At 39.9% G+C, this 25436-nt stretch carries 17 protein-coding genes; 12 read left to right on the top strand and 5 right to left on the bottom strand.

Going from position 1 to position 25436, the window contains the following annotated elements; all coding sequences use genetic code 11:
* The first annotated feature begins 355 nt into the window (after window positions 1-355).
* Entirely contained in the window at window positions 356-2107 is a 1752-nt protein-coding gene (locus tag BLS33_RS15285) for a DEAD/DEAH box helicase family protein (protein WP_089891237.1), read from the top strand.
* A gap of 597 nt (window positions 2108-2704) precedes the next feature.
* Here the strand turns inward: BLS33_RS15285 and BLS33_RS15295 are convergent.
* The 3 genes from BLS33_RS15295 to pelA form a co-directional block, all read right to left on the bottom strand.
* Complete coding sequence (locus BLS33_RS15295; protein ID WP_089891244.1) at window positions 2705-3925, bottom strand: site-specific integrase; 1221 nt, start codon at window positions 3923-3925, stop codon at window positions 2705-2707.
* A gap of 496 nt (window positions 3926-4421) precedes the next feature.
* A complete protein-coding gene (locus BLS33_RS15300) occupies window positions 4422-5849 on the bottom strand; it encodes a nucleoside hydrolase-like domain-containing protein (protein ID WP_089891247.1) in 1428 nt (475 codons plus the stop codon).
* A gap of 112 nt (window positions 5850-5961) precedes the next feature.
* Window positions 5962-7116, bottom strand: coding sequence for a pectate lyase (pelA, locus tag BLS33_RS15305; protein ID WP_218129571.1), 1155 nt, complete (start codon window positions 7114-7116; stop codon window positions 5962-5964).
* A 686-nt stretch (window positions 7117-7802) separates the two neighbouring features.
* Between pelA and BLS33_RS15310 the strand changes: the two genes are divergently transcribed.
* The 8 genes from BLS33_RS15310 to BLS33_RS15340 all read left to right on the top strand — a co-directional run bounded on the left by BLS33_RS15310 (window position 7803) and on the right by BLS33_RS15340 (window position 16725).
* The gene (locus BLS33_RS15310; RefSeq protein WP_089891250.1) at window positions 7803-8477 is read left to right on the top strand and encodes a response regulator transcription factor; all 675 of its coding nucleotides are present in this window, start codon (window positions 7803-7805) and stop codon (window positions 8475-8477) included.
* 3 nt (window positions 8478-8480) lie between these two features.
* Entirely contained in the window at window positions 8481-9737 is a 1257-nt protein-coding gene (locus BLS33_RS15315; protein ID WP_089891254.1) for a sensor histidine kinase, read from the top strand.
* Between the two features lie 112 nt (window positions 9738-9849).
* Window positions 9850-12267 carry a TonB-dependent receptor gene (locus tag BLS33_RS15320; RefSeq protein WP_089891258.1) on the top strand — a complete coding sequence of 806 codons (2418 nt, stop codon included), beginning with the start codon at window positions 9850-9852 and terminating at the stop codon, window positions 12265-12267.
* A gap of 11 nt (window positions 12268-12278) precedes the next feature.
* Window positions 12279-13025, top strand: coding sequence for a COG4705 family protein (locus BLS33_RS15325; RefSeq protein ID WP_089891261.1), 747 nt, complete (start codon window positions 12279-12281; stop codon window positions 13023-13025).
* 106 nt (window positions 13026-13131) lie between these two features.
* Complete coding sequence (locus BLS33_RS15330) at window positions 13132-13524, top strand: cupin domain-containing protein (RefSeq protein ID WP_218129572.1); 393 nt, start codon at window positions 13132-13134, stop codon at window positions 13522-13524.
* Between the two features lie 24 nt (window positions 13525-13548).
* Window positions 13549-13704 (top strand): hypothetical protein, encoded by a 156-nt coding sequence (locus BLS33_RS25060; protein WP_218129573.1) that lies wholly within the window; start codon window positions 13549-13551, stop codon window positions 13702-13704.
* Window positions 13705-13855: 151 nt separating this feature from the next.
* Window positions 13856-15841, top strand: a complete 1986-nt coding sequence (locus tag BLS33_RS15335; RefSeq protein ID WP_089891264.1) for an LTA synthase family protein — start codon at window positions 13856-13858, stop codon at window positions 15839-15841.
* On the top strand, window positions 15838-16725 hold the full coding sequence (locus tag BLS33_RS15340; protein ID WP_089891267.1) for a diacylglycerol/lipid kinase family protein: 888 nt from the start codon (window positions 15838-15840) through the stop codon (window positions 16723-16725). The genes BLS33_RS15335 and BLS33_RS15340 overlap by 4 nt, the downstream gene beginning before the upstream one ends.
* Before the next feature lie 37 nt (window positions 16726-16762).
* Here the strand turns inward: BLS33_RS15340 and BLS33_RS15345 are convergent, their stop codons facing one another.
* The gene (locus BLS33_RS15345) at window positions 16763-18469 is read right to left on the bottom strand and encodes a sulfatase-like hydrolase/transferase (RefSeq protein ID WP_089891270.1); all 1707 of its coding nucleotides are present in this window, start codon (window positions 18467-18469) and stop codon (window positions 16763-16765) included.
* A gap of 399 nt (window positions 18470-18868) precedes the next feature.
* On the opposite strand from BLS33_RS15345, the gene BLS33_RS15350 reads away from it, so the two are divergent.
* Together BLS33_RS15350 and BLS33_RS15355 are read left to right on the top strand one after the other, a co-directional pair.
* On the top strand, window positions 18869-21088 hold the full coding sequence (locus tag BLS33_RS15350) for a S8 family serine peptidase (RefSeq protein ID WP_089891273.1): 2220 nt from the start codon (window positions 18869-18871) through the stop codon (window positions 21086-21088).
* Between the two features lie 187 nt (window positions 21089-21275).
* Window positions 21276-22700: an L-serine ammonia-lyase gene (locus BLS33_RS15355; RefSeq protein WP_089891276.1), complete on the top strand. Its 1425-nt coding sequence runs from the start codon at window positions 21276-21278 to the stop codon at window positions 22698-22700.
* Between the two features lie 18 nt (window positions 22701-22718).
* On the opposite strand, the gene BLS33_RS15360 is transcribed toward BLS33_RS15355, so the two are convergent.
* Entirely contained in the window at window positions 22719-23813 is a 1095-nt protein-coding gene (locus BLS33_RS15360; RefSeq protein ID WP_089891855.1) for a zinc-binding dehydrogenase, read from the bottom strand.
* A 284-nt stretch (window positions 23814-24097) separates the two neighbouring features.
* Between BLS33_RS15360 and BLS33_RS15365 the strand changes: the two genes are divergently transcribed.
* Window positions 24098-25435, top strand: coding sequence for a DUF5690 family protein (locus BLS33_RS15365; RefSeq protein WP_245731491.1), 1338 nt, complete (start codon window positions 24098-24100; stop codon window positions 25433-25435).
* The last annotated feature ends 1 nt before the right edge of the window (window position 25436 follow it).

The following is a 25436-nucleotide window of genomic DNA, read 5'->3' on the forward strand; positions in this document are numbered from 1 at the left end:
AAAAGCTAAAAATTATAAATGGAGATAACAGCAAACTCAATAATAAAAAACTTAAATCCTAACGAACCTGTTAGAGTTATAGACGTCCAAGACTTTGGAACTGATTTGAGTATTGAGTACGTCGGCATTAACTCTGGACAGCGTAACACTATAATATTCCCGAATTCAAGGCTTAGTGAGTTGGAAAGGGTATCTCAACCAGGTGAGTTTTCGTTCAATGGTGATCCTGAAAAATTTGTTTTGTACACAGAAGCGGAAAGAATTAAATCGGCATATTTATTTGATCCGCTATTAGTGCAGATAGAGCGCACACACCAGTTCTATATTTACAGTGTTCATCTAAAATACTGTATATATGACTGCTTATCAGAAACACTGGGATTCCGAAATTGAAACACTTTTGAATGAGCTTAATGCTCCCTCATCTTTAGAGGAAAACATTGTAGACACCCTACACAACTCTGGGCGCACAGGTATTTTTCCCAATCAAATTATCAATGCCCTTCGCATAGGTCTTTCCATTAAAGAAGGCCATCAGAATATGGCATTAGTTGCCTCCATGCAAAGTGGTAAATCCGGAACAGTTTATTTTTTGTGTAATTACGTACTGCCAGCCCTTGGACTGATCAACAAATACGAGTCCATATTGTTTGTAACAAGTATGAGGGATACAGACCTGTACAATCAAAACTGTAGAAATCTCCAAGCAGAGTTTTATGATGTCGAAGAAAAAAGGACAAAACCGTCAAACATCAAGGTGATGAAAATGAGTGATTTCTTTAACCATCCAAACCCCCATAAAGTTGTCAACGAGTTTGATGTACAATTAATAGTCCGAGATGAGGACCAATATGGATGTGGTGAGGAATCCAGTTTTCAAGAAGCGTTTTTTAGTGAACTTAGAAGAAGGATTCCAGATATTAAATTATTGGCCGTAAGTGCTACTCCTTATGATATATTGGATGCACAATATACCGGGACAGCGGATGTGGATGTTATTATGGGGGTGCGTCCTCCACAATACTATGGTATTTCCGAAATGTTGCAAGATGGCGTAATTGAGGATTTACCCGAATCTTTTAAAGCGTTACAATCTCAGGGATCGGGTGATGAAATTGTATTTAATATCCATCCAAAAGTTGAGGATTACGTAAGACATCTGAATACTTTCGAAGATGGTTTAGGAATTATTCGCGAATCGAACAGTAGTAGGGCTTTGGAGCTACGAAGATTATTGTTAGGAGCTTATAAAAACCAATGTAGGGTAATAGCCATAGGATCGGACAGTGGCTGTGATTTTGGTATAAATGAAGGTATTAAAGAGATATCAAGCCTAATTTTAAAGAGAGGGCAGCGCGTTGTCTTAATAGTGGTACAAGCATTGACCGCAGGTAAAGATTTAGGAATTCTAAAAGAAAAGGTCCGTTTTGGAATAGAACCTAGGGACAAGCAGCTTGCCAATGGAGCACAGGGTATTGCCGGTAGGTTCTGCGGATACCACAAGAACCGAGATTTTAAATTGTTGGCAAGCGAGAGCCTTCTGTCTCACTACGCTCAATTTGAACAAGATTGGGAAATATTTGCCGATGAAGAATGGCGAAACAATTTGTACAATGCAGACGTACGGGGACTAAGTACTCACACCCGTTTTGTTAATATGCAATCTGAGGGGGCTTTTACCCCTATAGTTAGTATTGAGGATATTGATTATACCTCCTTATTATCTGGCAAGGCCAGGTTAGAATTAGACTTTATTGATGATGATGCCTACGAAAGACTTTTGAGTTTTTTTGAAGATTCATTCTACGATGCTGCTACCAAAGGGATGCGTTTTAATCAGAAGGGGATTACCGTGCGTATTGCTTCTTCCTATAACCTTAGCAGTAACCGGGTACATAGAAACTGGAACTGTGGAGTGGACGATGATTTTGGCAATATCTTCTTTAAGAAAAATCCTTATGAATACGGAATCCTGATCAGCAACTACCCTGTTAGTGATGAAAGGAATACTATAGGATTTTGCGGGATCAAAATAATACGTGCCGGACAGAAGGAAAATAGGCTTCAAATTACTAACGTGCTTAACGGATCCATGTACAGCAATTAAATAGATTCTAAAAAATACTAACGAGATGAAAAACTTGGAAGAAAAATTAAGGTTGCGGAAGAATCAGGAACCGCTTTTCGCTTATTTATATGAAAGGATACCTTTTAACATAACTGTAGTCGACCGGATATTGTTACATATATGTAGGGATAATTATTTGCAGATATTATATTCATATGATATAGACACACAAAGACTACTACTTAAATTCTATTTGGAAAAAGAAGATTATGCCAAGTGTATTCTAATACGTGATACCCTATTAAACCATAATAAATCAACCGGATCTTCTCTGAAAATTGATATTTAAGATAAACACCTTATACTAAAGATAAAACTAGTCCGGGTTATGGAACTAGATGTTGGTGAAACTATGGAAAACGAACTAGGGAGGTCAATCAAAATTTTATAACTTTCATCCTGATATCAGATTGATTATAAATTTCGGCAATTCAATTGAAGGTTGAACCGACAGAATAGAAATTTCAATAGGTCTAAAGAATCGCCTACCTTAGTTCACTGGGCAAAGAAAAAGGCCGACTGGGTTGACCCTTTTATTGACCCTGATGATTCCATTTAGGAAACTATTCTGATTATTTACCATGATGGTTGTAACAGCACTTCAAGCGCCTTATCCACAATCTCCGTATCCAATTCTTTTAAGTAGGCTTGTGTAACCCCTAAATTCTGATGCCCGAGCGATTCACTAATTACATCAGTAGCAACACCTTTTTGTTTGAGACAATTGGCAAAACTGTGCCGGGCCACATAACTGGAGACATTTTTGGTAATTCCGCACAGTTTGGCCAGTTCCTTTAGCTCTTTATTATAGATGCCTAGCATTTTATGTTTTCTATCGGCCAGTTGGGTTGGGGTATAGTCCTCTCGAAAGAGTAGGGGAAAAACATATTTGTTTCCATAACCATGTATACGATAATAGTTCAATATTTTTTGAACCGGAGGCATTATGGCAATGGAGAAGTTTCCCTTGGTTTTTGCCCTGGTATAATAAATAATATTAGCTTCAACATCTTTCCATTCCAGACACATCATATCGGCAAAATTCATACCTCGAGTATAGAAGCTAAAAACGAAATAGTTTTTAGTGTTTATTAAATGTGGATTGTCGATCAAATCTAAGTTGATAATGCGCATGATTTCCTCGAAGTCCAAAGCACGTTTAAAACCCTTACCTCTCAGGTTTGATATTTTATAGGTTTTGAAGGGATAGAGACTTTCTTTGATTACCCCTCGTTCGATGGCTTTATTAAAAAGTGCTCTTATTGACCGCATTTTTACACCGATACCGCCATCGGTGCCACCTCTCGACCTAAGAAAAGCATCATATTTACTTAAAAAGGCAGGATTAACTTCTCTAAAAGTAAGCTTCTTGAATTTATGAAAAATTTGAACGGAGGTTTTGGCATCTCTATAAGATTTCGCATTTCCGATGCGTCCAGCAAAGGTCATTTCTTCTATAATTTCATCAAAAAAAGCGAAAACATCGTTCTTGACAGGGTTGAAGGTAATTCTATAGCTTCTGTCGAAATCCTGTAGTGAATAATCGGGATTTTCGATCTCTAAATCTGTAATGATTTTGTAAGCTCTTTCCTTGAATTTTACAAGTAGTCGATTAAATTGGATATGGTTTGAATTTCTTTTATTGAAATTTCCGGTGGGTTCTATCCATTCACTCAATTTTGCGCTGAATGGAGTTTTATAATGCCTACATTTTCTTTCTTTTGTAACACGCAAACAGACAGGATATGTTCCATCTGACAATAACTTCTTTTTGAGAACAATCTTGAGCGTGATCATATTTTATACATTTGGGGACAACATTTTCATTATTTTAATTCGAAGACCTTACTGTTATTGGTTGCATGTGATAATATTGGGGACAACATAGGGACAACAAATAGGCTATTAAATGTAAAAATTGTAGAACCAAATGCAAAATAAAAATTCATAAAATATTGATAATCAGACCATAAGATAGTCAATGAGGCTATATGAAAACACCTCATTTTCGGCTGTTAATCAGAGGGTCCTTGGTTCGAGCCCAAGAGGGGGAGCCCAGTAGTAATAAGCCTTTCGAGAAATCGAAAGGCTTTCTTTTTTTTGGAGGTGAATGCTAATTAGTTTTGTTTCAAATCCGGCACTTCGGTTTTAAATTGTCTGCCATACACTAAAAAATCAATCATCGCTTACTCTTCATCTAGGTCCGTTTAGCGCAAATTGGTATAAATTGATTTATTCATTATCGATTTCTCGTGCCAATATCAACTGATGTTTCACGACCAGCAAATACAGATTATTTAGGTACAACGGTTACAATTACGCGCTTATATCGAGATAAGGAAGGTGTGCCCTTATCGGAGAGCTTAAGAATGATGTGAATTGTTTCTTTCTTTTCAACTTTTGGGGCCGTTAGATTTACAATGTGAACGTTCTCTGCCCCCAATTCTATACTTTCTTTATAGGAACTTTCCTCAGGATAATGAAACCATAGATAACTAAGATTATCGCCGTCAGGATCTGTAGATTTAAAAGCATCTAGACTAAAACGTTCGCCCGACTTTACGGTTAACCGTTCTGGATGGGTCAAAACAGGAACTGGCGGATGATTAGCTTCTTCATAGGGCATAACACTCCAATCCATACGGGCAGCAAAATCATTTTGAAAATCATCTCTCCAGCGCCATAAAGTGACCTTATCACCTTTAAATGTAACCGTATCTCTTTTAAATGTTCGGCCATATTCTTTAGCTACATATGGCGTATAATTATCGATTGTATTGGTCCATATAGCCCTTGTTTCGGGTGCCAAGGTCACAATAGAACCTCCTTTTTTCGTTTTTGAAAAATCGGGCTTGTAAAGTTCATAGCGCCCACCCCAAGCACCCCATTCTGGGTGTTCCGGTTCATTAAGTCCGTTAGGTATCAATGATAAAAAGGCAGGGGTGTCACCCTCTACTCCCCAAGCCACATCGGGATATTCAGCGCCGAGAGGACCGTGATTTTGTTGAATGTTTTGGGCTATCCAACTATTACTGATCGATGTATTATCTATTCCTTTCACATAGCTATTGATACCGGTCCAAGTAGCGTTGGCGTAATAATCGCCGGGGCTAACGATATAAAACAAGTCGGGAAAATTATTCCGTATCCAAATACCACTGTCATCTTGATCCGAAATAGTATACACTCTTAGTTTCGAGATGAGTCTTTTAGCCTCTCTACTACTTTTTGTTTTTTTAATTTTATCCAATGATTGGGCCAAAGTATTTACACCTCCCCAAACAGATATCCATAAGGGGCGGTCGTCGTTTTCTTCAAGCACTTTTATGATCCAATCGGAACCCTCAGAATCTTTTCCATTCCCGACGCCGAGCATGCCATAAACGGGAAGTCCGTTTTTAATTAGCGATACTAATGCCTCCGGTTTCGGAAACCCGGTTTCATGTTTTAGGAGATTAGGTTGCACCTCGCCATATGCACGAATAACCCGTTCTATGGATTCGGGGGCGATTTTGTGCTGTTGCCAGCAAGAAGTTGTAGCGACGATACCTTTAATATCAATTTGGTTCGAATACAAGAGCAATCGAACCAATGACTGTGTATCATCAGGGTCGGCCTCAATATCGGTTAAAATGATTACTCTATTTTTATTATTTACTTGAGCGAAGGTTAAAATGTGGCATGCCAAGCAAAGTGCAATGAATAAAAAGGGTATCCTCATGTCAATAATTTTATTGTTGTACTATTTATAGATCTCCCTGACAAAGCATAGTCTTTTCTGGGGTAAGCTTTTGTTTTGCAATCATAAAATTATGTAATATAGAATTTAGGAGTCAATTCGTTGATTGTTTATTCTCGGCTAACCACTCTGGATACCTTTTTAAAACCTTTTCTGGAGAATTTGTGTACCAACTATAACCGTTGCGGCGATCGTCACTTATTTCTGCCAAGGAGTTTCTTTTAATACCATCTCGACTGCAAAAGTATATTGTACTGGTTTCCAAATCATAAAATCTACCCCACAATGTTCGCGCATTCTCATCTTCAACAACAATTCTATTCTTTTTTCCGTCTTTTTGGGTTTCTGTTTCTATTTTTATACCCTCTATCCGATTGTTTTCAAACCATTGTACCGCTCCGTTTACGGCCGCAACAATTTCTTTGGAAGGATTAGCTATGTCCATCAACATTTGTACAATACCCACAGATTCAGAACCACTGAACGAAGGTAGCTCGTAACTACGGGCTTTTGCAGGCGCGAGAGTTATTGAATCATGTTGGGCACACCAGACAGCGGGTTTTCCCTTATATATGATCTGTGTATCTAGAAAACATTGAATACCCTTATCAAAGGCCTTTTTTGCCTTTGCCTTTGTATCGGTGCTTAGGTGAAGTGAAGCGTAAGCTGTGTTATCGGAACCGATCTCTTTAAGAAATTTCATGATATTGACCATGGCATAGTCGTTATATGTTATATGGCCAGAATATGCTACACTGCCTTCGCGTACAGGAAAAAACTGTGGCCACCCACCATTTGCATATTGGGCAGCAAAAATATAATCCAAACCTTTTGTAAATGCCTGCTTGTAACGGTCATCCTTTATTTTTGCATATACCTTGGCAAGAAACTTCAGTTCAGTAATGGTAGCGCCATTGTCGAAAGTTGCGCCAATTTTATTCTTGTTGCTGCTATAGTTTGCTTTATCCGATTCAGAAAAACGATGGTGAAAGTCTTTGTTTTTCTCCCATCCTCCAATAGCCTTTTGACTGAGCAATACATTTTCGGCAACCAACTTTGCTTCGTTTGAGCCATACCACTCCGAAGGCATTTTGTTTGCTATACTCGTCCACCTTTTGCCCAGATATTCAGCGCTTTCATCTTGGGCGAAACCTAAAGTTGTGGCTAAGGTCAATACTGTAATTAAAATGAGCGTAACAAGTTTCATACTTTTATTTCTAAGCGGTAAAATACTATCCTTTTTTAACATAGACTTGTTTTTGAAACTAGATTTACGATAGTGCGCTGGTATCTGGCAAATACCACCTTACAATTATCGGCCAGAATAGATAACCTACATTTTTATATGTACTGCAATGAAATTCTTTGAGACAGGCAAACCGGGTAAATAACAAAATAATCGTTACGATTTCCACAGTAAAGATATACTCGTAATTGTACATATACTGCCTTTATTTGAGGAAATACCTATCATTTTCCTAGATAGTTGGAGCATTTCGATGAAAGAAGAGCTGATTTTTCTCTCTTTTGGCTTACCTATGAAGGTTGTGTCTTACTATCATGGAAGATACCTCTCTAAATAACCGAAGGCATCCAAATTTTGTTTCGAAACCACTTATACCGACATTGGGAAGGGAACAGCATTTTCCCCTTCCGGAAAATTTACTGGTGCTATATTAAAAGGGCTTCATCTAGCGAGAAAGAAGCCAGACATTATTTATATTTTCGTTGTTGCTATTGATTTTTTATACTCTGTATACTTTTAAGGTCAATGGCTAAGATATCGTGCTTTTTTTTGGTAAAATAGTCACGCCGCGACACCCTCACCCAATATGATACTAAAAAACTAGTGGATTGGCTTTTTGTAATTTGTCTTCCAAATGCTTTAGAATTGCTAAAGAATTAGCGCCTACATTTATTCCTTAAATTTAAGGAATGAAAATCTTGATAGCCGAAGACGAGATTGAGCTTCAAAAATCGATGATCACTTATTTAGAGTGTGATGGTAACGTTTGCGAAGCGGCATCCGATTACAATGAGGCCTTGTACAAAGTAGATTTGTACGAGTACGATATTTTGATATTGGACATCAACCTTATTACCGGCAGCGGGTTGGACATTCTCAAACAACTTAAAAAACAACATAAGAACACAGCAACGATTATCATTTCTGCCAATAGTTCGTTAGACGATAAATTGGAAGGTCTAGATCTTGGAGCCGACGACTACCTGACCAAACCATTTCATTTAGCGGAATTGAATTCTCGCTTAAAAGCCGTTTTGCGCAGGGGCAAGTTCGGTGGCACAGAAAAAATAGACTTTAATGAAATTTCCATTGATACAAGATCAAGAACCTCTTTTATAGATAAAAAGCCAATGGCTCTTACCCGAAAGGAATATGATTTACTACTGTTCTTTGTCACAAATAAGGGCAGGGTGCTTTCCAAAGCAATCATAGCCGAACATTTATGGGGCGATAACAGTGATTTGGCAGATAACTATGATTTTATATATGTACACATTAACAACCTACGCAAAAAATTGACCGATGCCGGGGCCAAGTACATTAAGACAGCCTATGGCAGTGGTTATAAATTTATGGAAGATTAGCCCATGGGTGAGCCTATAAAAAAAATACGGTTACTGCGAAAAACCTCAAAAACCTTTCTTTGGATAAGTTTTGTTCTGATGTTAGTCAGTACTATAGTGCTCTATTTTTATGTTCGGAACTTGTTGCAGGGCGAGATCGAAGAAGAACTGCGGTCCACCGAGGCGCGTATAGAAACTTCTATTAATGAAAACGGGCCCATGTATCAACTGCCTCCCGTAGTAGAAATAGAAAAGGTGGCGCTGTTGGGAACTGAACGCTTGAAGGACACCCTTATTTTTGATCCGTCTCAAGACGAATTGGAAGAATTTAGAGAGTTGACGACTTATTCCGACATAAAGGGTAAAAAGTATCGCATCACCGTTCGAACATTGATAGTAGAATCGGAAGATATTTTGGTAGCTGTTGTAGTATCATACCTCGTTATCATTCTACTTGTTTTCAGTTTTCTATTTTACTTCAACAAAGCATGGAACCAAAAATTGTGGCATCCGTTTTTCGAAAACTTGGAACAAATGAAACGGTTTTCACTGACATCCGATAAACCGATTCTGTTTATGGACAGTGAGATTTTGGAGTTTTCCGAACTGAATTATGAAATAACCGCCTTAACCGATAAAGTACGCTCCGATTATAAAAATCTAAAACAATACACCGAAGATGTTTCCCATGAAATGCAGACCCCATTGGCGATTATTCAGGCGAAGATTGATAATATCATAAATGGCGACCACCTTAATGATGCGCAATTCGAGCACTTAACTTCTATTCAAAAAGATATTCAACGACTTACGCAAATAAATAAGCGGTTGACTCTGCTGACCAAAATAGAGAACCAACAGTTCTCTAATATAGAAAAGGTCGATATTACCCACTGCGTTGGGTCAACCATTCAAAATTTTAATGAAATCTCTGACAAAGAGATTAAGTATGAAAGAGATGATGTGATATGGGCAGAAATGGACCGGTATCTTGCAGAGGTGCTTTGCAATAATTTGCTCTCGAATGCTATCAAATACACGACGGGTAATGCCGATATCAGGGTAATAGCAAGTGACAAAACCCTTTCTATTGCAAACCACGGAATTAGGGCCCTGCAACATCCTGAAAATCTTTATACTCGTTTTTATAGGGAGTCGGAGACTATAAAATCGACCGGATTGGGCCTTGCTATTGTAAAACGTATCTGCGACCTCTATGATTTTGAGGTTGACTATAAGTACGAGAAAGGCATGCATACTTTCTCCATAACTTTCAAATAACTATATAAAATGCAGAGACAAAATTTTAGCCTTAAGAGCGTTTTGGACACAACTTTAAATTCTCTTTAGGTTTAAGCCTTAGTTTTGTCGACAAACACAAAATGCTTCGTTGATGCAAAGAATATTACCATTGTTGCTTGTTTTTATTTCCTTTTCTGCGCTATTTTCCCAAGAAAAAATTACGCTCAATGGGCAGTTGCTAGACGCTGAGACCCAAGAGGCCTTACCCTTTGCGAATGTGGCGGTTCACAATTTTGAGAGCAATATCTTGATAACAGGCACCATTACAGATGCTAGGGGCAGATTCGAGATATTAGAAATGTCCGTTGGAAAATACCGTCTCTATTTTTCTTACCTAGGATACAAAACAGTTGAACAAACATTTACCGCAGGCGGACTAAATACCTTTTTCGATTTGGGAAAAATTCAACTCGCCCCGAGTACCGAAAATCTGGAAGAAGTGGAAGTATTCGGAAAACAGGCAACTACCAACGCTGACCTGAACAAAAAATTGTTTAGTCTTGAAGATAACATCGCCCAATCAGGCGGTTCTGTGCTTGACGCTATGAAAACCCTGCCAGGTGTAACTTTTGATCAAGATGGCAAGGTCATTTTGCGCGGAAGCGATAAAGTAGTAGTACTAATCGACGGAAAGCAAAGTAGCCTAACAGGTTTTGGCAATCAGAAAGGTTTGGCGAACATTCCGGCTTCAAATATCGAGAAAATTGAGATTATCAATAACCCTTCCGCAAAGTACGATGCCAATGGTTTTGCAGGAATCGTCAATATCATTTATAAAAAAGAAAAACAAACAGGTTTGAACGGCGATGTCGGACTTTCCTTCGGATTGGGCGCTCTGGGAAAACGTACATACGATACCCCGACCGATTTAGGTAGTTTTTCGACCAACCCTAAATTGATTCCGAGTGTCAATTTAAATTATAAAAAGGATAAGATAAATTACTTTCTACAATCAGAATTTATTTTACAGGAAGCGCTGCCCAATAACGAATTTACCACCCGGAATTATGATGATGGGCGCAATCTAATTTCCCAAGTTCCTGAAAACCGGAAGCAATTCCGCGCTATTATCAATGGGGGTATAGACTATGATCTAGACGAGCACAATAGCTTTACTTTTTCCGGACTCTACGACCGTGAAAAACATATCGATACTTCCCAAGTGGCCTTTATCGATTTGAATACAAATTCTCGAAACCGGTTCTATAATTGGCGAGAAGAAGAAGTAACAAGATACATCAATGCAGCGGTGAATTATCGCCACAAATTTGAGCAAGCTGGTCATACCTTGAGTGCTAACGCACAGTACACCCAAGGGTTGGAAGACGAGACCTATTCGCTAAATGATAGCTCCGCCGTACGCATTGGTCGTGACAAGACCAATATTCGGGCAATTGAGAATACAACTAGTCTTTCTTCAGATTATGTGCGACCTTTAAAGTCGGGGCGAATCGAATTGGGTGCAAAATTGCGCATCAGAAGATTGCCGGTAGATTATACGATTACCCCCGGTAATGGATCCATCATCTATCCTGGTTTGGGCACTTTCTCAGATTGGGGCGAAAACTTGTATGCGGGCTATGCGAATTACCTTTTAGAGAAGGAAAAATTCGATGTTGAAGCCGGTCTTCGTGCGGAACAAACCGACGTGTTTTACAATCTTGATCCAGTAAATGCATACTATCCTGATAATGATAAATACAATTATTTCGAACTTTTTCCCAGTGTTCGTTTTACCTATAAACTGAATGATAATAACAAGTTATCGATATTTTATAACCGTAGAATAGACCGCCCAGGCGAACCCGAACTTCGTGTATTTCCGAAGTACGATGACCCTGAATTGTTAAAAGTTGGTAATCCGTATTTGCGGCCCCAGTTTACCGATGCATTTGAAATCGCCCATAAATATTTATGGGCTAACGGTTCATTGTTTTCCGCAGTATATCACAGAATCATAAAGGATCAGTACATGCGAATTTTTAGTATCGACGACTCCAATCCTGATTATGATATCGTGAACCGTATCTATCAAAATACAGGAAGTGCCACCAATACCGGCTTAGAGTTGTTGGCAAGCCAAGATATTACGAACGACTGGAAAGTATCTGGAACTTTGAATTGGTACACGAATGCCATTAACGCCTATAGCGGTAATCTGTTGTTTCCTTTTGAGCGAACCTTCGATATTCAAAAATCTACCGCCAACGCATGGGATGCTAAGGTCAGTACCGAATTTGATTTGCCTAAAAGTTTTACTGTTCAGCTAACGGGAATATACTATTCTGACCGAAATATTCCCCAAGGGGAAGAGCTCGCTCGTTCTTCTTTTGATTTGGGAATTAAAAAGAGCCTATGGAACAAAAAGGCGGACTTGACATTTTCTGCCAGTGATATTTTTAACCGCTTTGGTATCCGCCAGCAGTTGACCAACGAAGGGTTTACCGCCCAATACCAAAACTATTTCGAGACCCAGATTTTTAGGTTGGGCTTCAAGTATAAAATTTAATTCGCAACAAAATGAAAACCTTGAATAAGGTTGCAAAGATTACTTTATTGTTTTGGTTGATGAAAATCGTGGCGACCACTTTGGGTGAAACCTTGGGCGATTTTATCGCACAGACTTTAGGTTTGGGCTATACCATCGGTCTGCTGATAACATTAGCTTTTTTCGGTATTGTTTTGGGAATTCAGTTGACGAGAAAAAGATATATTCCTGTTTGGTTCTGGCTAGTCATCATTGCAACAACGACCTTGGGTACCGAGATTTCAGATTTTATAGACCGAAGTCTTCATTTAGGCTATACTTGGGGTAGCCTTTTGTTATTTGGCGGACTTTTAGCGACTCTTTTTGCTTGGTTTAAAAAGTTTAAAAATTTGGAAGTATTTCCCATTTTTGAACGCAACAAAGAAGTCTACTATTGGGTTGCCATTTTGTTCTCGAACAGTCTGGGAACTGCTTTCGGTGATTATCTCAGCGACGTCATAGGATTGAGTTACTTGAATGGGGCCGTAGTAACTGCGGGCATCATTATATTCGTTGTGTTATTACATTACTTTACTAAAATCAATCAAATCGTACTTTTTTGGATTGCCTTTATCTTCACAAGGCCTTTTGGGGCAACTTTTGGTGATTTTTTGACCAAACCTTTGGCGAATGGAGGGTTGGATTTAGGGACGCTACCCGCCTCTATCGTTTCAATTATACTGATGAGTATTTTGATTTTTGCTTCGGATCGGAGGTTGCGTGCAACAATCGACAGTTGATAATTACTCATAATGAATGCCTTAGCCAATCTTCTGTTAATTATCACGCAGCTATTGAATTGCATCGGAAATTAGTATCAGTCAAATACGAATTAAAAACCACATTATGAAAAGAAAGGGATTCATTGCCGTACTTCTAGGGATCGTGACAATGCCCTTATGGGCAGTTACACCAAATGAAAGAATTATAAAAAGAAACGACAAGGGTTTTAAGGTCAAGACAGGCGAAGGTCGACTGCATGGTCATTTAAGGTTAAAAGCTGTGAACTCGAATATTTTGGATGTCAAAATATCAGGTAACGATACCAAGGGAGATCTAGCAATATTTGAGCAAACCTCGCTATCCCAAGGGCGGGGAACACCATTGCACGTTCATTTTTCACAAGATGAAATATTTTATATCATTGAGGGGGCCTACTATTTTCAGGTCGGTGATGAAAAATATCATATGTCCGTAGGCGACAGTATTTTTCTTCCCAGAAAGGTTCCGCATGCATGAACACAAGTATCCGAGAAAGGGAAAATGATTGTTACGGTGCAACCTGCCGGAAAATTAGAAGATTTCTTTGTCACAATGGCCGCCTTGAATCGTGAACCTGATAAAGAAGAAATCGCAAAGATATTTTCAAAAAATGAGATGCGGGTAGTCGGCCCTCCTTTGAAATTAGAACAATCTTAGCTTATAGGGCTCATTAAAATTAATTGTAAAGTTTCGCCCGATTCGTCAATTTTTTAGAAAAGGTCGAAGCTTGTTCAACCTTTTTTAAGAGAGTTAGCAACTTTAAAATCTCTTTAGAATCCAAAGCTACATTTGGTATAAATTCTACGAAATGTGGTCTAAATTGTTTCCAAAGCGCTTTGCGTTGTTGAAGGCGTTCGTTCTTCTTTTTCTATCGATTTCTTCTTTGGTACGAATCAGTTTTCTGATATGGGGCTTTAGTGAGGTCGATACGGGAATTTATAGTCTTTTAAAGACTTTGGTTGTCGGACTCCTTTTTGATATTGCAACCATTTCGTTTTTTACCGTTCCCTATTTGTTCTATTTAGTGTTGTTTCCCGTAAAGTGGTACGGTTCATTCGTGGACAAGACTATAACCGCTTTCGGATTTTTCTTGGGAATACTCATTACCTATTTTTCATTTTTTGGGGAGTTTACTTTTTGGGACGAATTTCAAAGACGTTATAATTTTATCGCTGTAGACTATTTGATTTATACCTATGAGGTGGTACAGAACATTAATGAATCATATCCCTTGCCAATTTTGATAGGATCATTACTGATTCTTGTAGCTTTTACAATATTCTTGATTTCTAAATCCGGGGTTTTCCAACGAACATATCACAACCGAACAGCTTTCAAACAAAAATTAGTGGCGGCCTTGCCATGGTTCGCCATCGTAATTGTCTCTGTACTTTTCGTGACGATTGATCAAGCCGAATGGTCAAAAAATCGCTACACTAATGAATTGTCGAAAGCCGGCATCTATTCCTTTTTTGCAGCTTTTCGAAACAACGAGCTGGCCTATTCCGAATTCTACGATACTATTCCTGAAAAGGAGGCTTTTGATAGCATAAAAACTTATTTAGCGAACAACGGAGAAACTTTTCTTGTTCCATCGGAAAAAGAAATACTTAGACACATTAAGAGTGTAGATAGTGTTAATGTAGAAATAAAACCAAATATCATCTTTATCTGTATCGAAAGTTTAAGTGGTAAATATTTAAATTCGCTCGGTGCCGACCTGAACATTACCCCAACGCTTGATTCGCTTGCCAATGAAAGCCTGTTTTTTACCAATTTATTTGCGACGGGTACCCGAACCGTTCGCGGTATGGAAGCGATAACATTGTCTATTCCGCCCACACCGGGACGCAGTATCTTAAAGCGAAAAAACAATACGGGCTTGTTTACCATAGGCGAAGTTTTCAGGGAAAAGGGCTATGACCGCAATTTCTTTTATGGCGGTGATGGATACTTCGATAATATGAATACCTATTTTGGTGGTAACGGTTTTAATATAGTGGATAGGGGCCGCGGTTTTCTACTGGATAAAAGTATTACAACTACTCGAACCAATATCGAAGATAAGGAAGTCACCTATGAGAACGCATGGGGAGTTTGTGATGCGGATATTTATACTAAGGTCATCAAGGAAGCAGATAAAGCTCATAAGATCGGAAAACCTTTTTTCGATTTTGTGATGACGACTTCGAACCACAAACCGTTCACCTATCCCGAAGGAAAAATTGATATTCCCTCAGGTAGTGGCCGATATGGGGGGATAAAGTATACCGATTACACCATTGGGGAGTTTCTAAAAACGGCACGGAACAAACCATGGTTTAAAAACACCGTTTTTGTTATTATGAGCGACCATTGTGCCAGTAGTGCCGGCCGTTGGGAACTTGATGTGCGCAACTACCATATTCCCGCATTAATCTATAATCTACCGAATTCTGTTCCACAAAAAGTTGACAAACTAAGTTCGCAAATCGATATGTTCCCCACACTCTTTGCTGCTCTTGGGTGGGATTATGACACCAACCTTTTCGGTCAGAACATTCTTGAGATGAAACCAGAAAATGAACGTGCACTAATCGGTAATTACCGAAAATTGGGGTATCTTAAAAACGATAAAGTTATGGTGTTGGGAGATGGAAAAACGGCCAATTTTTATCAATGGAACCCAATGAATAATAGTTTGAGCCCGCTTCCAGTAGACAATGATTTCTTGAAAACCGCGATTTCCAATTATCAGGTGGCCGACTATCTTTATCAAAATGGTGGCCTTAAACTGAAGAATCTAAAAAAATGATCCGAATTCATTTCATTGTCAATCCCATTGCCGGTCATGGTAGGTCATCTTTGACCGAAACGCTTCTTGAACTTTATTTTGTAAGAGGTGTGCATCAATTGACTGTAAAGCATTCTGAATATAAATGGCATGCTTCACAATTGACTAGAGAATCCATTTCTGAGAAGGCGAATATTATCGTAGCCTGTGGCGGCGACGGCACGATTAATGAAGTCGCCTCGTGCTTAATTGGTAGTACTATACCATTAGGTATTATTCCCATAGGTTCAGGAAACGGATTGGCATCCAACCTGCGCATCCCGAAACAATTAAGAAAGGCATTGGAGATTATAAAAAACCAATGGACGGTAAAAATTGACGTTGGTAAAATTAACGACCGTCATTTTTTTAGTAATATGGGTATTGGTTTCGATGCAAGTGTTATAAAGCATTACGAATCTTCGCAGAAACGAACGCTTTCTGGCTATGTTCGGGCCTGTCTGATTTCCCTTCGGGATATGGGACAAAACCAAAAACTATCGGTTTCCATTAATGATTTAAACCATTTCGTAGATCCGTTTATCATCTTGATATCCAATTCGAATGAAATGGGGTACAACCTGAGCTTAACACCAAAAGCATCCCTTCAAGACGGGCTCTTGGATGTGCTTATCGTTTCAAAAATAGGCCGCATGAAAATGTTGTGGCTAGGGGTGTTGATCATCTTACGTAAAGTGTATTGGTTAAAAGAAGCTAAAAGCTTTCAGACCAAGCAACTACAGCTTTCAAGAAACGATAAAAACTATTTTGAGTCGCAGATAGATGGGGAGCTCCAAGAAATCGATAAAGGAAATTTGAATATCTCCATCCAAGAAAAATCACTAAGCGTTTTGGTGGCCGAATGATTGGAGTTTTCTATTATATATTTTACCCTGTTTAAAATTAAAAGTTCCCATTTGCTACCTTGCTCTCTTTCCAACCTAATCTAATGGCAACGGCCTGGACTGTTTTCTTAGTATTTTTTATAGGTTTTGAATACAAATGCCATTGGCTCTCACCTTCTTTTTTGTAGGCAATGGATGCCCCGGGTGAATCGCAAGAAATTGCGATACTGCCATTTTCCACTGAAAATTCGGGAGTTTTAGTTTGTGGCTGAACACCATTCGGAGGCCACAATTTTCGAATAAGCTCTGATTCAGGGATCATACCCAAATCACCATAGGTGGCGACAAATTCGTGATGGGCAGTTCTTAGCTCGTCGAGTTTTTCGAAAAGCTCGGGTCGAGAAGCTAGATTGTTGATTTCGTGGGGGTCACTTTGAGTATCATAAAGTTCTTCCAGTGGTTTTTTCTGGGCCCAGAATTGCCATTGTTTTGCACTAAGTTTATTTTCCTTTTTTAAGTGCAATATTTCCTGCATCATAGCAGCTTGATCGCGATACGGAATATAACCCAGATAAGGTAGGTCGGGGCGGTAGTTTCGAACATATTTGTACCGTTTGTCACGTACCGCCCTAATGGTTTCAGGTGCTGGATCCATCCGGTCTCTAAAGGCATAAATATACTCGCGGGGTTCTTCCCGGTCATCTCCAAGAAATTTTATACCCTCCATATAAGATGGTTTTTTGAGTCCCGCTAAGGCTAAGGTCGTTGGGGCAAAATCAACAAAAGAAACTAATTCGTCATTCACGGTACCCGCTTTTTCTCCATTAGGCCATCGAACGATCAATGGCACTTTGATGCCAGAGTCATAGACCCACCGTTTTGCCCTGGGCAGTCCGTCACCATGATCGCTAAAAAACAATACGATGGTGTTGTCCAGCACTTTTGCTTTTTTTAATTCTTCCATCAGTTTGCCGACCCATTGATTAATAGCATGAATATTATCATAATGTCGGGCCAAATCGGTGCGAACAGCTTCCGTGTCTTGATAATAGGGTGGTATTGGAATTGAGTTGGGATCGGTAACTTTAGGGGAATAGTCCTTGAAAGTCTTGCTTTCATGGGTGATGACATTATTGAAAACTGCAAAAAACGGAGTCTTTTTCGATGGTCGATTGCGCCAATGCGCATCTTGGCTGCTTTCGTCCCAAGCGGTGATGGGGTCTTTAAATTGATAATCGGTCTTTGAATTATTGGTGCAATAGTAGCCCGCTTCCCTTAAATATTCCGAAAAACAGCGTACCCCTTCGGGTGGTGTAGCTTCGTATACGGGAATGCTCAAAAGTTCGGGGTCGGTAATCTTGTCCAAAGAACTTGTCCTTTTCCAAGTACGCATGGCCATGGCTCCCGTAGACGTCGGATACATGCCCGAAATTAGTGTATGCCTACTGGGTGCACAAACACCGTAAGTTGCATACGCATTGGTGTAGCGTATACCTTCTTTGGCCAACTGGTCAATGTTAGGGGTAGGTACGGTCTGGTCGCCATAGCATCCTAAATGCGGACTCATATCTTCAACGGTAATCCACACGATGTTGGGTTGATTTTGTGATACCCCAGAAATAGGTAGCAGTATAAGAAAAATTAGTATGGAAAGCCATTGTATTGAGAAAGAAAGCTTGGGTAGAATATCAGACCTCAGGGAGGTATTCATCTGAAAGTTCATCTTTTGGTTGCCTGAGCCAACCCTTACATATCCGAAATCCATTGATTCATATTTATGTAAACCTAAAAAATAAACGGGAAAAACGAAGCTAATTCTGGGATGAAATTGTTGAAAGGAGAAAAGGGTTAGTACGGGCTATATAAATTATGGTAGAGGAAGTACTAAGGGAAAATAAAGATACTTTTTCAAACAAAGATTTTTTAAAGTATACCGTTTTTATGCAGTATACACATGGGACGTTGCAAGCTATACAAACCTTCTGCCTGATGATTAAAACAATTGTAATTTTCTATCGGTAAAAACATAAGCTGATGATATAAGAATTGGCTAAAGTTAAGATTTCGCTAAAAGATTCCCTCCCAATTTATCTGTTTGACCAATTGCTTCCCCTTTTAAATAAATACCGTGAGAACAATTAATAATTATATAAAGTAATGCATTATGGCAAATGAAAAAAGCAATCTCCAGGTTAATCTGGTAAACGATGAAATTTTAACTACGAATTCATCAATTGAAATTACTACGACACCTAATGCCGATGTAGATTCGGTTATTCGAAGTATCGGGGTGCGAGGCATAGATGGAAAAGTTTCTCCGACAAGAAAAAAAGGGCTATTTATTTGGAGTGCCGAAAAAGGACTCCCTGCTGGGCAACATATTCTGGTAATCCAGCCCATCGTAAATTCAAAATCACAAAAATTAAGTGAATCCCTTGAAATTCCATTTACAGTTGTTGCCACTAATGCAGAAGTAGACAATAACTTGCTTATCGGGAGTTTTGTACGACTAAAACTTGTTGAAAATGGGGTAGAGCGACTTTCAAATGATAAAATTCCGAACACGGAATATTTCGAATTTTATAAAGCAACTGATCGTAAAAGTGGCAAGCCGATATCATTTGAGATCGACCATAAAGGAAAACGGGTGGACGGCGAAAAGATCCTGGAGGACCATAGAAAAAAATTGGATTCAAAATTCGGCAAGATACACCCTACACTTTTTTCCTTGATTAACTCCAAAAAACCACCTAAAACCGTTTTGATAGATATATGGTATGAAGTTGAAGAGCCTGAAGCCTCGCCTTCTGACCGCACACAGAACGAATGTGATCAAGAATCTGTTAAGAAACGAGCTGATCAACTAAGAAAGAAAATGTATGAGCGTTCGGTAAAATTTAGTAAATCACTTGAGGGTAAAGTAAAAGTTGTGAAAGTTGATAGATCGGCTCCTTTAGTTACGGCAGTAGTTGAAACCGCCGCTATCCGCGAATTGGCCTCAAACAAAGAAGTTGCCGGACTTTTACTGCGTGAAACCGAAGGTATTGAAGATCTTGGTAATTCAATGGCAATTGCCGGTTCCGATGTTGTTCAATCTAACGGGGAAGATGGTTCCGGAGTAAAAGTAGCCGTCTGGGAATCTGGACCTAGTGACACTTCAAATCTGGTAATTTCCGACGAATTCAAGAATAATCCAACTACTTCCAATCATTCCCAAAATGTACATGCGATCATCCGAAATAATGAATCGGGTACTCCGAACGGGCATGCTCCCGGGTGCAGTTTGTATTCGGCCAACGATAAGGATAGGGATGCATTGACCTGGGCCGTGGAAGATAAAGAGTGTACTGTTATCAATCAAAGTTTCCATAGATCTAGTGAGCCGGGTTCCGGTGCTTTGTCAGGAGATGACATCTATGGGGATTATCTTGCAGTAAGGTATCCTTATCCATTGATCGTTCATGCGGCCGGAAATTTCTGGAACGGAGATGTTGATAATATTAATCCGCCGAGCAGCGAATTCGTAAATCACAAAGGATATAACACTATTTCAGTAGGAAATCACAATGATAGTGCCTCGGCTATGTCTACGGACTCCGTATTCCGAAACCCAAGTTCTTCCCATGGTGACCGAGAACTTCCGGAAATATGTGCCAATGGTACTGGTGTAACAGCGGATGGGATTACCATGGGTGGAACAAGTATGGCTTCTCCTGCAGTTGTTGGGGTTTCCGCACTTATCCAAGGAACAAATACGATCCTAAAACATTGGCCTGAAGGATGTAGGGCGATACTACTTGCTAGTGCAACAAAAAATATTACGGGCAGTACTTGGTGGCAAGATGTCAGCAATGGCGTTGATGCATTGGACGGTGCCGGTGCTGTCAATGCAGTTGAAGGGACGAATGTTGCAAGGAATCGAAAATCGGCCAATAACGCTCCAAGCCGGCGAGGTTGGGATGTAGGCTTGCTCAGTTCTTCTAACTTTGGAAATGATAAACTATCGACATTTGAATATAAAATTTCCGTTCCCAATTACTTTTTTGGTCCAAGAAAAGTAAAAGTGGCACTGGCTTGGACATCAAAAGCTTCAAAAACATCCATTTTGTTTTGGAGCTGGTATATGTCCCAACTAACGGTTGACCTAGATCTTATTATCTACGATGAAAATGGAGCGCAAGTGGGATACAGCGGCTCTTGGGACAATAGTTATGAGATAGCGGAATTTACCGGGCAACCGGGGAAAACCTATACGATAAAAATTCGTAGATGGTCGGGTACGAACTCAACCTGGTTTGGGATTGCATGGACCGTAACAGGCGGGTTCAGTATTGCCTTAACTTCCGAATTATTTCAGGTTAATCGATTCGTAGGTAATCTTTAGTTGCCGCACTAATAAAATTTTATTGAAGTAGGCTATCCACTTTTTGGGGGATAGCCTCTTTTTTTTAGTATATCAGTCCTTCTGATTTTCTTGAATCGGAAAAAGAATGGCCACACATATTTTTGGTTACATGATTCAATATGAAGTTTCACCCGCTATATTTGTAGGTAGATAAAGGGATTGTTTCATGGAATGCATCAGTGTTTTCGATATGCTTAAAATCGGTGTGGGTCCTTCAAGTTCCCACACTTTGGGTCCGTGGCGGGCTGCGGAACGGTGGATAAAAGAACTCGACCTGGAAGGATTGTTTGATGAGGTGGTGCAAATTAACGTTTACGTTTATGGTTCTTTATCATTAACGGGAAAAGGTCACGCCACCGATTTGGCCATAATGTTGGGGCTCTCGGGGGCAGACCCTGTGGAGATTCCCATAGAGGATATCAACACAATCACAGCCATAATCAAAAAGGATAGGGTATTGAACTTTGCCAATAAAAGGGCAGTTGCTTTTGACCCTAACACCAATATTATATTTAAAAGTGAGTTTTTGCCGTTTCATGCAAACGGGATGAAGTTTGAGGCCACCCTATCAACAGGAAAGAAAATAACCAAAACTTATTACTCTATTGGTGGAGGTTTTGTGGTGGTCAAAGAACGTAAAAATGCCAAAAAGAATAAAGACGTTTTTGCCACTTTCCCCTTTCCGATTGAGAAGGGAGTGCAACTTTTGGCCTACTGCAAAGAGCAGCAAAAAAGCATTTCTGAAATCGTACTGGCCAATGAGCTTTCACTTAGAGATGGCGATGCTATAGATCGCCAGCTACAAAAAATTTGGGAAACCATGTTAGAATGCATGTATGTGGGCTGTCATACCGAAGGTAATCTCCCAGGGGGGCTTAATGTTCGCCGCCGCGCTTTCGATATGCACCAAAATTTGAAGGGGATAGTCCCATACGCCAATGAGAAAGAGTGGATGGAAACCATACGTCAAACCGAGGTTAAATTCAGACAAATATTAAAATGGGTAAGTTGTTTTGCGCTTGCCGTAAATGAAGTAAACGCTTCCTTAGGTCGCGTAGTCACTGCCCCTACTAACGGCAGTGCAGGTGTAATTCCGGCTGTTTTAATGTATTATTTGGTCATCGAGAATCACGATGCCGATTTTGAGCACATTAAAAAATTTCTTTTGGTAGCGGGCGAAATCGGAAGTATTTTCAAAAAAGGGGCAACCATTTCTGCAGCCATGGGAGGTTGCCAAGCAGAAATTGGCGTGTCTTCCGCCATGGCTGCAGCGGCATTGACCGAGCTTTTGGGGGGTACTCCCGAACAGGTCTTGATTGCGGCAGAGATTGCTATGGAACATCATTTGGGACTTACCTGTGATCCCATTGCGGGCCTTGTTCAAATTCCGTGTATCGAACGGAATTCGATGGGTGCGATAAAAGCCATTAATGCCGCAGAGCTGGCTTTGGAGACTAAGCCGGAAAACATAAAAATACCTTTGGATAAAGTTGTGAATACGATGTGGGAGACTGCAAAGGATATGAGTTCAAAATATAAGGAAACTTCGGAAGGCGGCCTGGCCGTCGAAGTGAATATAAGTGATTGCTAGTGTATAAATTATAAAAAATTAGGATGGGTCTTGTCGAATACCAACTCTGTAATGGCCGCCTTTATGGGCTTCATTAAAGGCACTTTCCAATTCGTGTAGCAAAAACTCCTTGTTCACTAGGCTTGCAAAAGGATACTTCTTATGGTTTTTTTCTAAAAAGGTAATTGCGACGGCTAAATCTTTGGGCTTATAATTGTGTAGCCCCTTTATGGTGAGTAGGTTGCGCACAATCATTTCTGCATTGACCTGAGTATTTCTTTGGCTAAATACTGCACCGACCCATACGGCCATACCTCCGATACTCAATAGTGATAAACTCTTTTCCATGGCTTCAGGTGCCCCTGTTGTATCTATGACGACATCTATCTCATGGTGGGGCTTTAATTGTTCGACGATGTCTTGCACTTCCAACGAAGCCTGAATGATTTGATTTACTCCAAATGTCTTTGCAAAATTCAGTCGAGCCTTATCACAGTCCATGGCATACACGTTTTTAGCACCTGATTCTTTGGCCATGGCACAGGCGGAGAGTCCGAGCATTCCAACGCCTGCGATAAGCACGTTCTTGTTGTTGAGGTCTCCCGCCAATCGAATCGCCCCTGCAATTGTTGCATGGGTGCAGTTCAACGGTGCTAGTTCTTTGGGGATCAATCGGTCGGAGAGATTGAAAATGGCAGTTCCTTCACGGAGCAGGCAATGTGTCGCGAATCCCCCACTTAATGGCTTATCAAGCGCCATTTGTTGGTGTCCGTATTTAAAAAGGTTATGGGATTTCTGGGGAAATCCCTTTTTGGCCATAGTTCCATGTACATCATGCGCGTAAACTGACCAAGTGACCAGATTTCCGACCTTAAGTGCTTCACCATTGTAATCGGTGTTGATGGCTTTTCCCAAAGAAACTACATGTCCGATGATTTCATGGCCCAGAATACTTGGACATGGCGAAGTTCTTCGCCCGTAATAGGTATGTAAATCGCTTGTACAGATAGTGGTGTATGCTATTTTAACCAAAACTTCATTGACTTGCGGTGTGGGAAGCGACACTTTTTCAATGGTGAACGGTTTTTCAGCTTCATGGAAGACTAATGCTTCCGCCATTTCATTTGCTGTCATAACGGTCTTTTTTATGGGCATGGTTGTATTGTATAAGGCGAGTTTTGGTTTAAAGGTAAGGTGTGGTCGGCTATTTAAATCTTGCACTTAACTACCATTTCTTTTTTAAAAATTGAAAGATTGTTGATTTGGCATTAAAAACTGGTTAAATTGTGAGTATTTGTTAAAGAAAGTGATAAACAAATATAGTTTCTTTTAAATAAAATCGATTTCTTTGAAAAAGATAACCATTGCTTTACATCATCTTAATCTAATCGAAGTGTCTCGCCCGTTACATTTACCTGATGGAAAATAAGAATCCAATTCAAACGCTTACAGCCAATACTACAACAAGAAAATCAATACTTCCGGGAATGTCGTCGATCTGGATCATGGTGGCGGCCTTTTTATGCTATACGGGTATGTATGCGGTGCGTAAGTCGTTTTTGGCCGGGCAGTATCAAGATTTGGATATAGGTTTTGGAATGGATCCCAAAACCCTTTTGGTCATCAGTCAAGTGTTGGGTTACATGCTTTCGAAATTTGTGGGCATCAAGATCATATCGGAAATGCCCCCTAAAAGGAGAGTTTATTGGCTGTTGGGCCTTGTCGGCCTCGGACTTTTTATGTTGGGTCTTTTTGCCATAGTGCCCCCCAAATGGAAAATAGTCACACTTTTCTTTAATGGATTGCCCTTGGGTATGGTCTTCGGGGTTGTGTTTTCTTATCTGGAAGGCAGAAGAAATACAGAGCTATTGGCCGCCGCATTGAGTGCTACGTTTATTTTCTCTACAGGACTCGTAAAGACTGTTGGCGTGCTATTGATTCAAAACTACGGGGTTGGCGAATATGCCATGCCTTTTGTGACGGGTCTGCTTTTCCTGCCCATATTTATGATTTCTGTATGGATGCTGAACAAGTCAAAAGTTCCTGATGAATTAGACAGGGAAGAACGTACCGAACGTACCACAATGGATGTCACCAAGCGAAAAGATTTCATGAAGAAGCATGGTATTGGGTTTGCCGGCTTGGTGGTCATTTACATTCTACTCACCATTGTCCGTGATTTTAGAGACAATTTCATTGTCGAGTTTTGGGAAGAGCTGGGGTATGGCCGAGAACCGGAATTGATCACGCTTACCGAAATTCCTGTTGCTATTATCGTGTTGATAATAGCGGCTTTGGGCATACTGATACGAAAAAACCGATTGGCATTTAATCTAGGCATGTATATGATCGGGTTTGGGGCTTTGGTCATTCTGTTGTCGACCTTGCTTTTTGAAAAATCGCTTATAAGTCCGGTAATGTGGATGATCAGTACGGGTGTGGGTGTCTACTTGCCCTATATCTTATTTCACTGCCTACTTTTTGAACGATTGATTGCCTTTCTCAAATACCAAGGGAATGTTGGTTTCCTTTTCTATACAGCCGATGCCTTGGGTTATTTGGGCAGTGTTACCGTACTAATGCTCAAAGAGGTTGTGGGCTACAATACCTCTTGGGTCGATTTTTTCATCGATATAAACATCAAAGTCGCCGTTCCCATCATGATACTGGTATTTTTGGTTTTGTTTTACTTTAGCCGTAGTGCATCGCCTCAGGTTGCGCCCGTAGCTTCAAAACAGTCGCTTAACGATTATTAAA

The sequence above is a fragment of the Kriegella aquimaris genome, from assembly GCF_900103215.1.
GTDB classification, from domain to species: Bacteria; Bacteroidota; Bacteroidia; order Flavobacteriales; family Flavobacteriaceae; genus Kriegella; species Kriegella aquimaris.

Excerpts from the sequence above, each read along its gene's own strand:
- BLS33_RS15285 (WP_089891237.1), top strand. The coding sequence starts at position 356 with ATGACTGCTTATCAGAAACACTGGGATTCCGAAATTGAAACACTTTTG.
- BLS33_RS15295 (WP_089891244.1), bottom strand. The coding sequence starts at position 3,925 with ATGATCACGCTCAAGATTGTTCTCAAAAAGAAGTTATTGTCAGATGGA.
- BLS33_RS15300 (WP_089891247.1), bottom strand. The coding sequence starts at position 5,849 with ATGAGGATACCCTTTTTATTCATTGCACTTTGCTTGGCATGCCACATT.
- pelA (WP_218129571.1), bottom strand. The coding sequence starts at position 7,116 with ATGTTAAAAAAGGATAGTATTTTACCGCTTAGAAATAAAAGTATGAAA.
- BLS33_RS15310 (WP_089891250.1), top strand. The coding sequence starts at position 7,803 with ATGAAAATCTTGATAGCCGAAGACGAGATTGAGCTTCAAAAATCGATG.
- BLS33_RS15315 (WP_089891254.1), top strand. The coding sequence starts at position 8,481 with ATGGGTGAGCCTATAAAAAAAATACGGTTACTGCGAAAAACCTCAAAA.
- BLS33_RS15320 (WP_089891258.1), top strand. The coding sequence starts at position 9,850 with ATGCAAAGAATATTACCATTGTTGCTTGTTTTTATTTCCTTTTCTGCG.
- BLS33_RS15325 (WP_089891261.1), top strand. The coding sequence starts at position 12,279 with ATGAAAACCTTGAATAAGGTTGCAAAGATTACTTTATTGTTTTGGTTG.
- BLS33_RS15330 (WP_218129572.1), top strand. The coding sequence starts at position 13,132 with ATGAAAAGAAAGGGATTCATTGCCGTACTTCTAGGGATCGTGACAATG.
- BLS33_RS25060 (WP_218129573.1), top strand. The coding sequence starts at position 13,549 with ATGATTGTTACGGTGCAACCTGCCGGAAAATTAGAAGATTTCTTTGTC.
- BLS33_RS15335 (WP_089891264.1), top strand. The coding sequence starts at position 13,856 with ATGTGGTCTAAATTGTTTCCAAAGCGCTTTGCGTTGTTGAAGGCGTTC.
- BLS33_RS15340 (WP_089891267.1), top strand. The coding sequence starts at position 15,838 with ATGATCCGAATTCATTTCATTGTCAATCCCATTGCCGGTCATGGTAGG.
- BLS33_RS15345 (WP_089891270.1), bottom strand. The coding sequence starts at position 18,469 with ATGGATTTCGGATATGTAAGGGTTGGCTCAGGCAACCAAAAGATGAAC.
- BLS33_RS15350 (WP_089891273.1), top strand. The coding sequence starts at position 18,869 with ATGGCAAATGAAAAAAGCAATCTCCAGGTTAATCTGGTAAACGATGAA.
- BLS33_RS15355 (WP_089891276.1), top strand. The coding sequence starts at position 21,276 with ATGGAATGCATCAGTGTTTTCGATATGCTTAAAATCGGTGTGGGTCCT.
- BLS33_RS15360 (WP_089891855.1), bottom strand. The coding sequence starts at position 23,813 with ATGACAGCAAATGAAATGGCGGAAGCATTAGTCTTCCATGAAGCTGAA.
- BLS33_RS15365 (WP_245731491.1), top strand. The coding sequence starts at position 24,098 with ATGGAAAATAAGAATCCAATTCAAACGCTTACAGCCAATACTACAACA.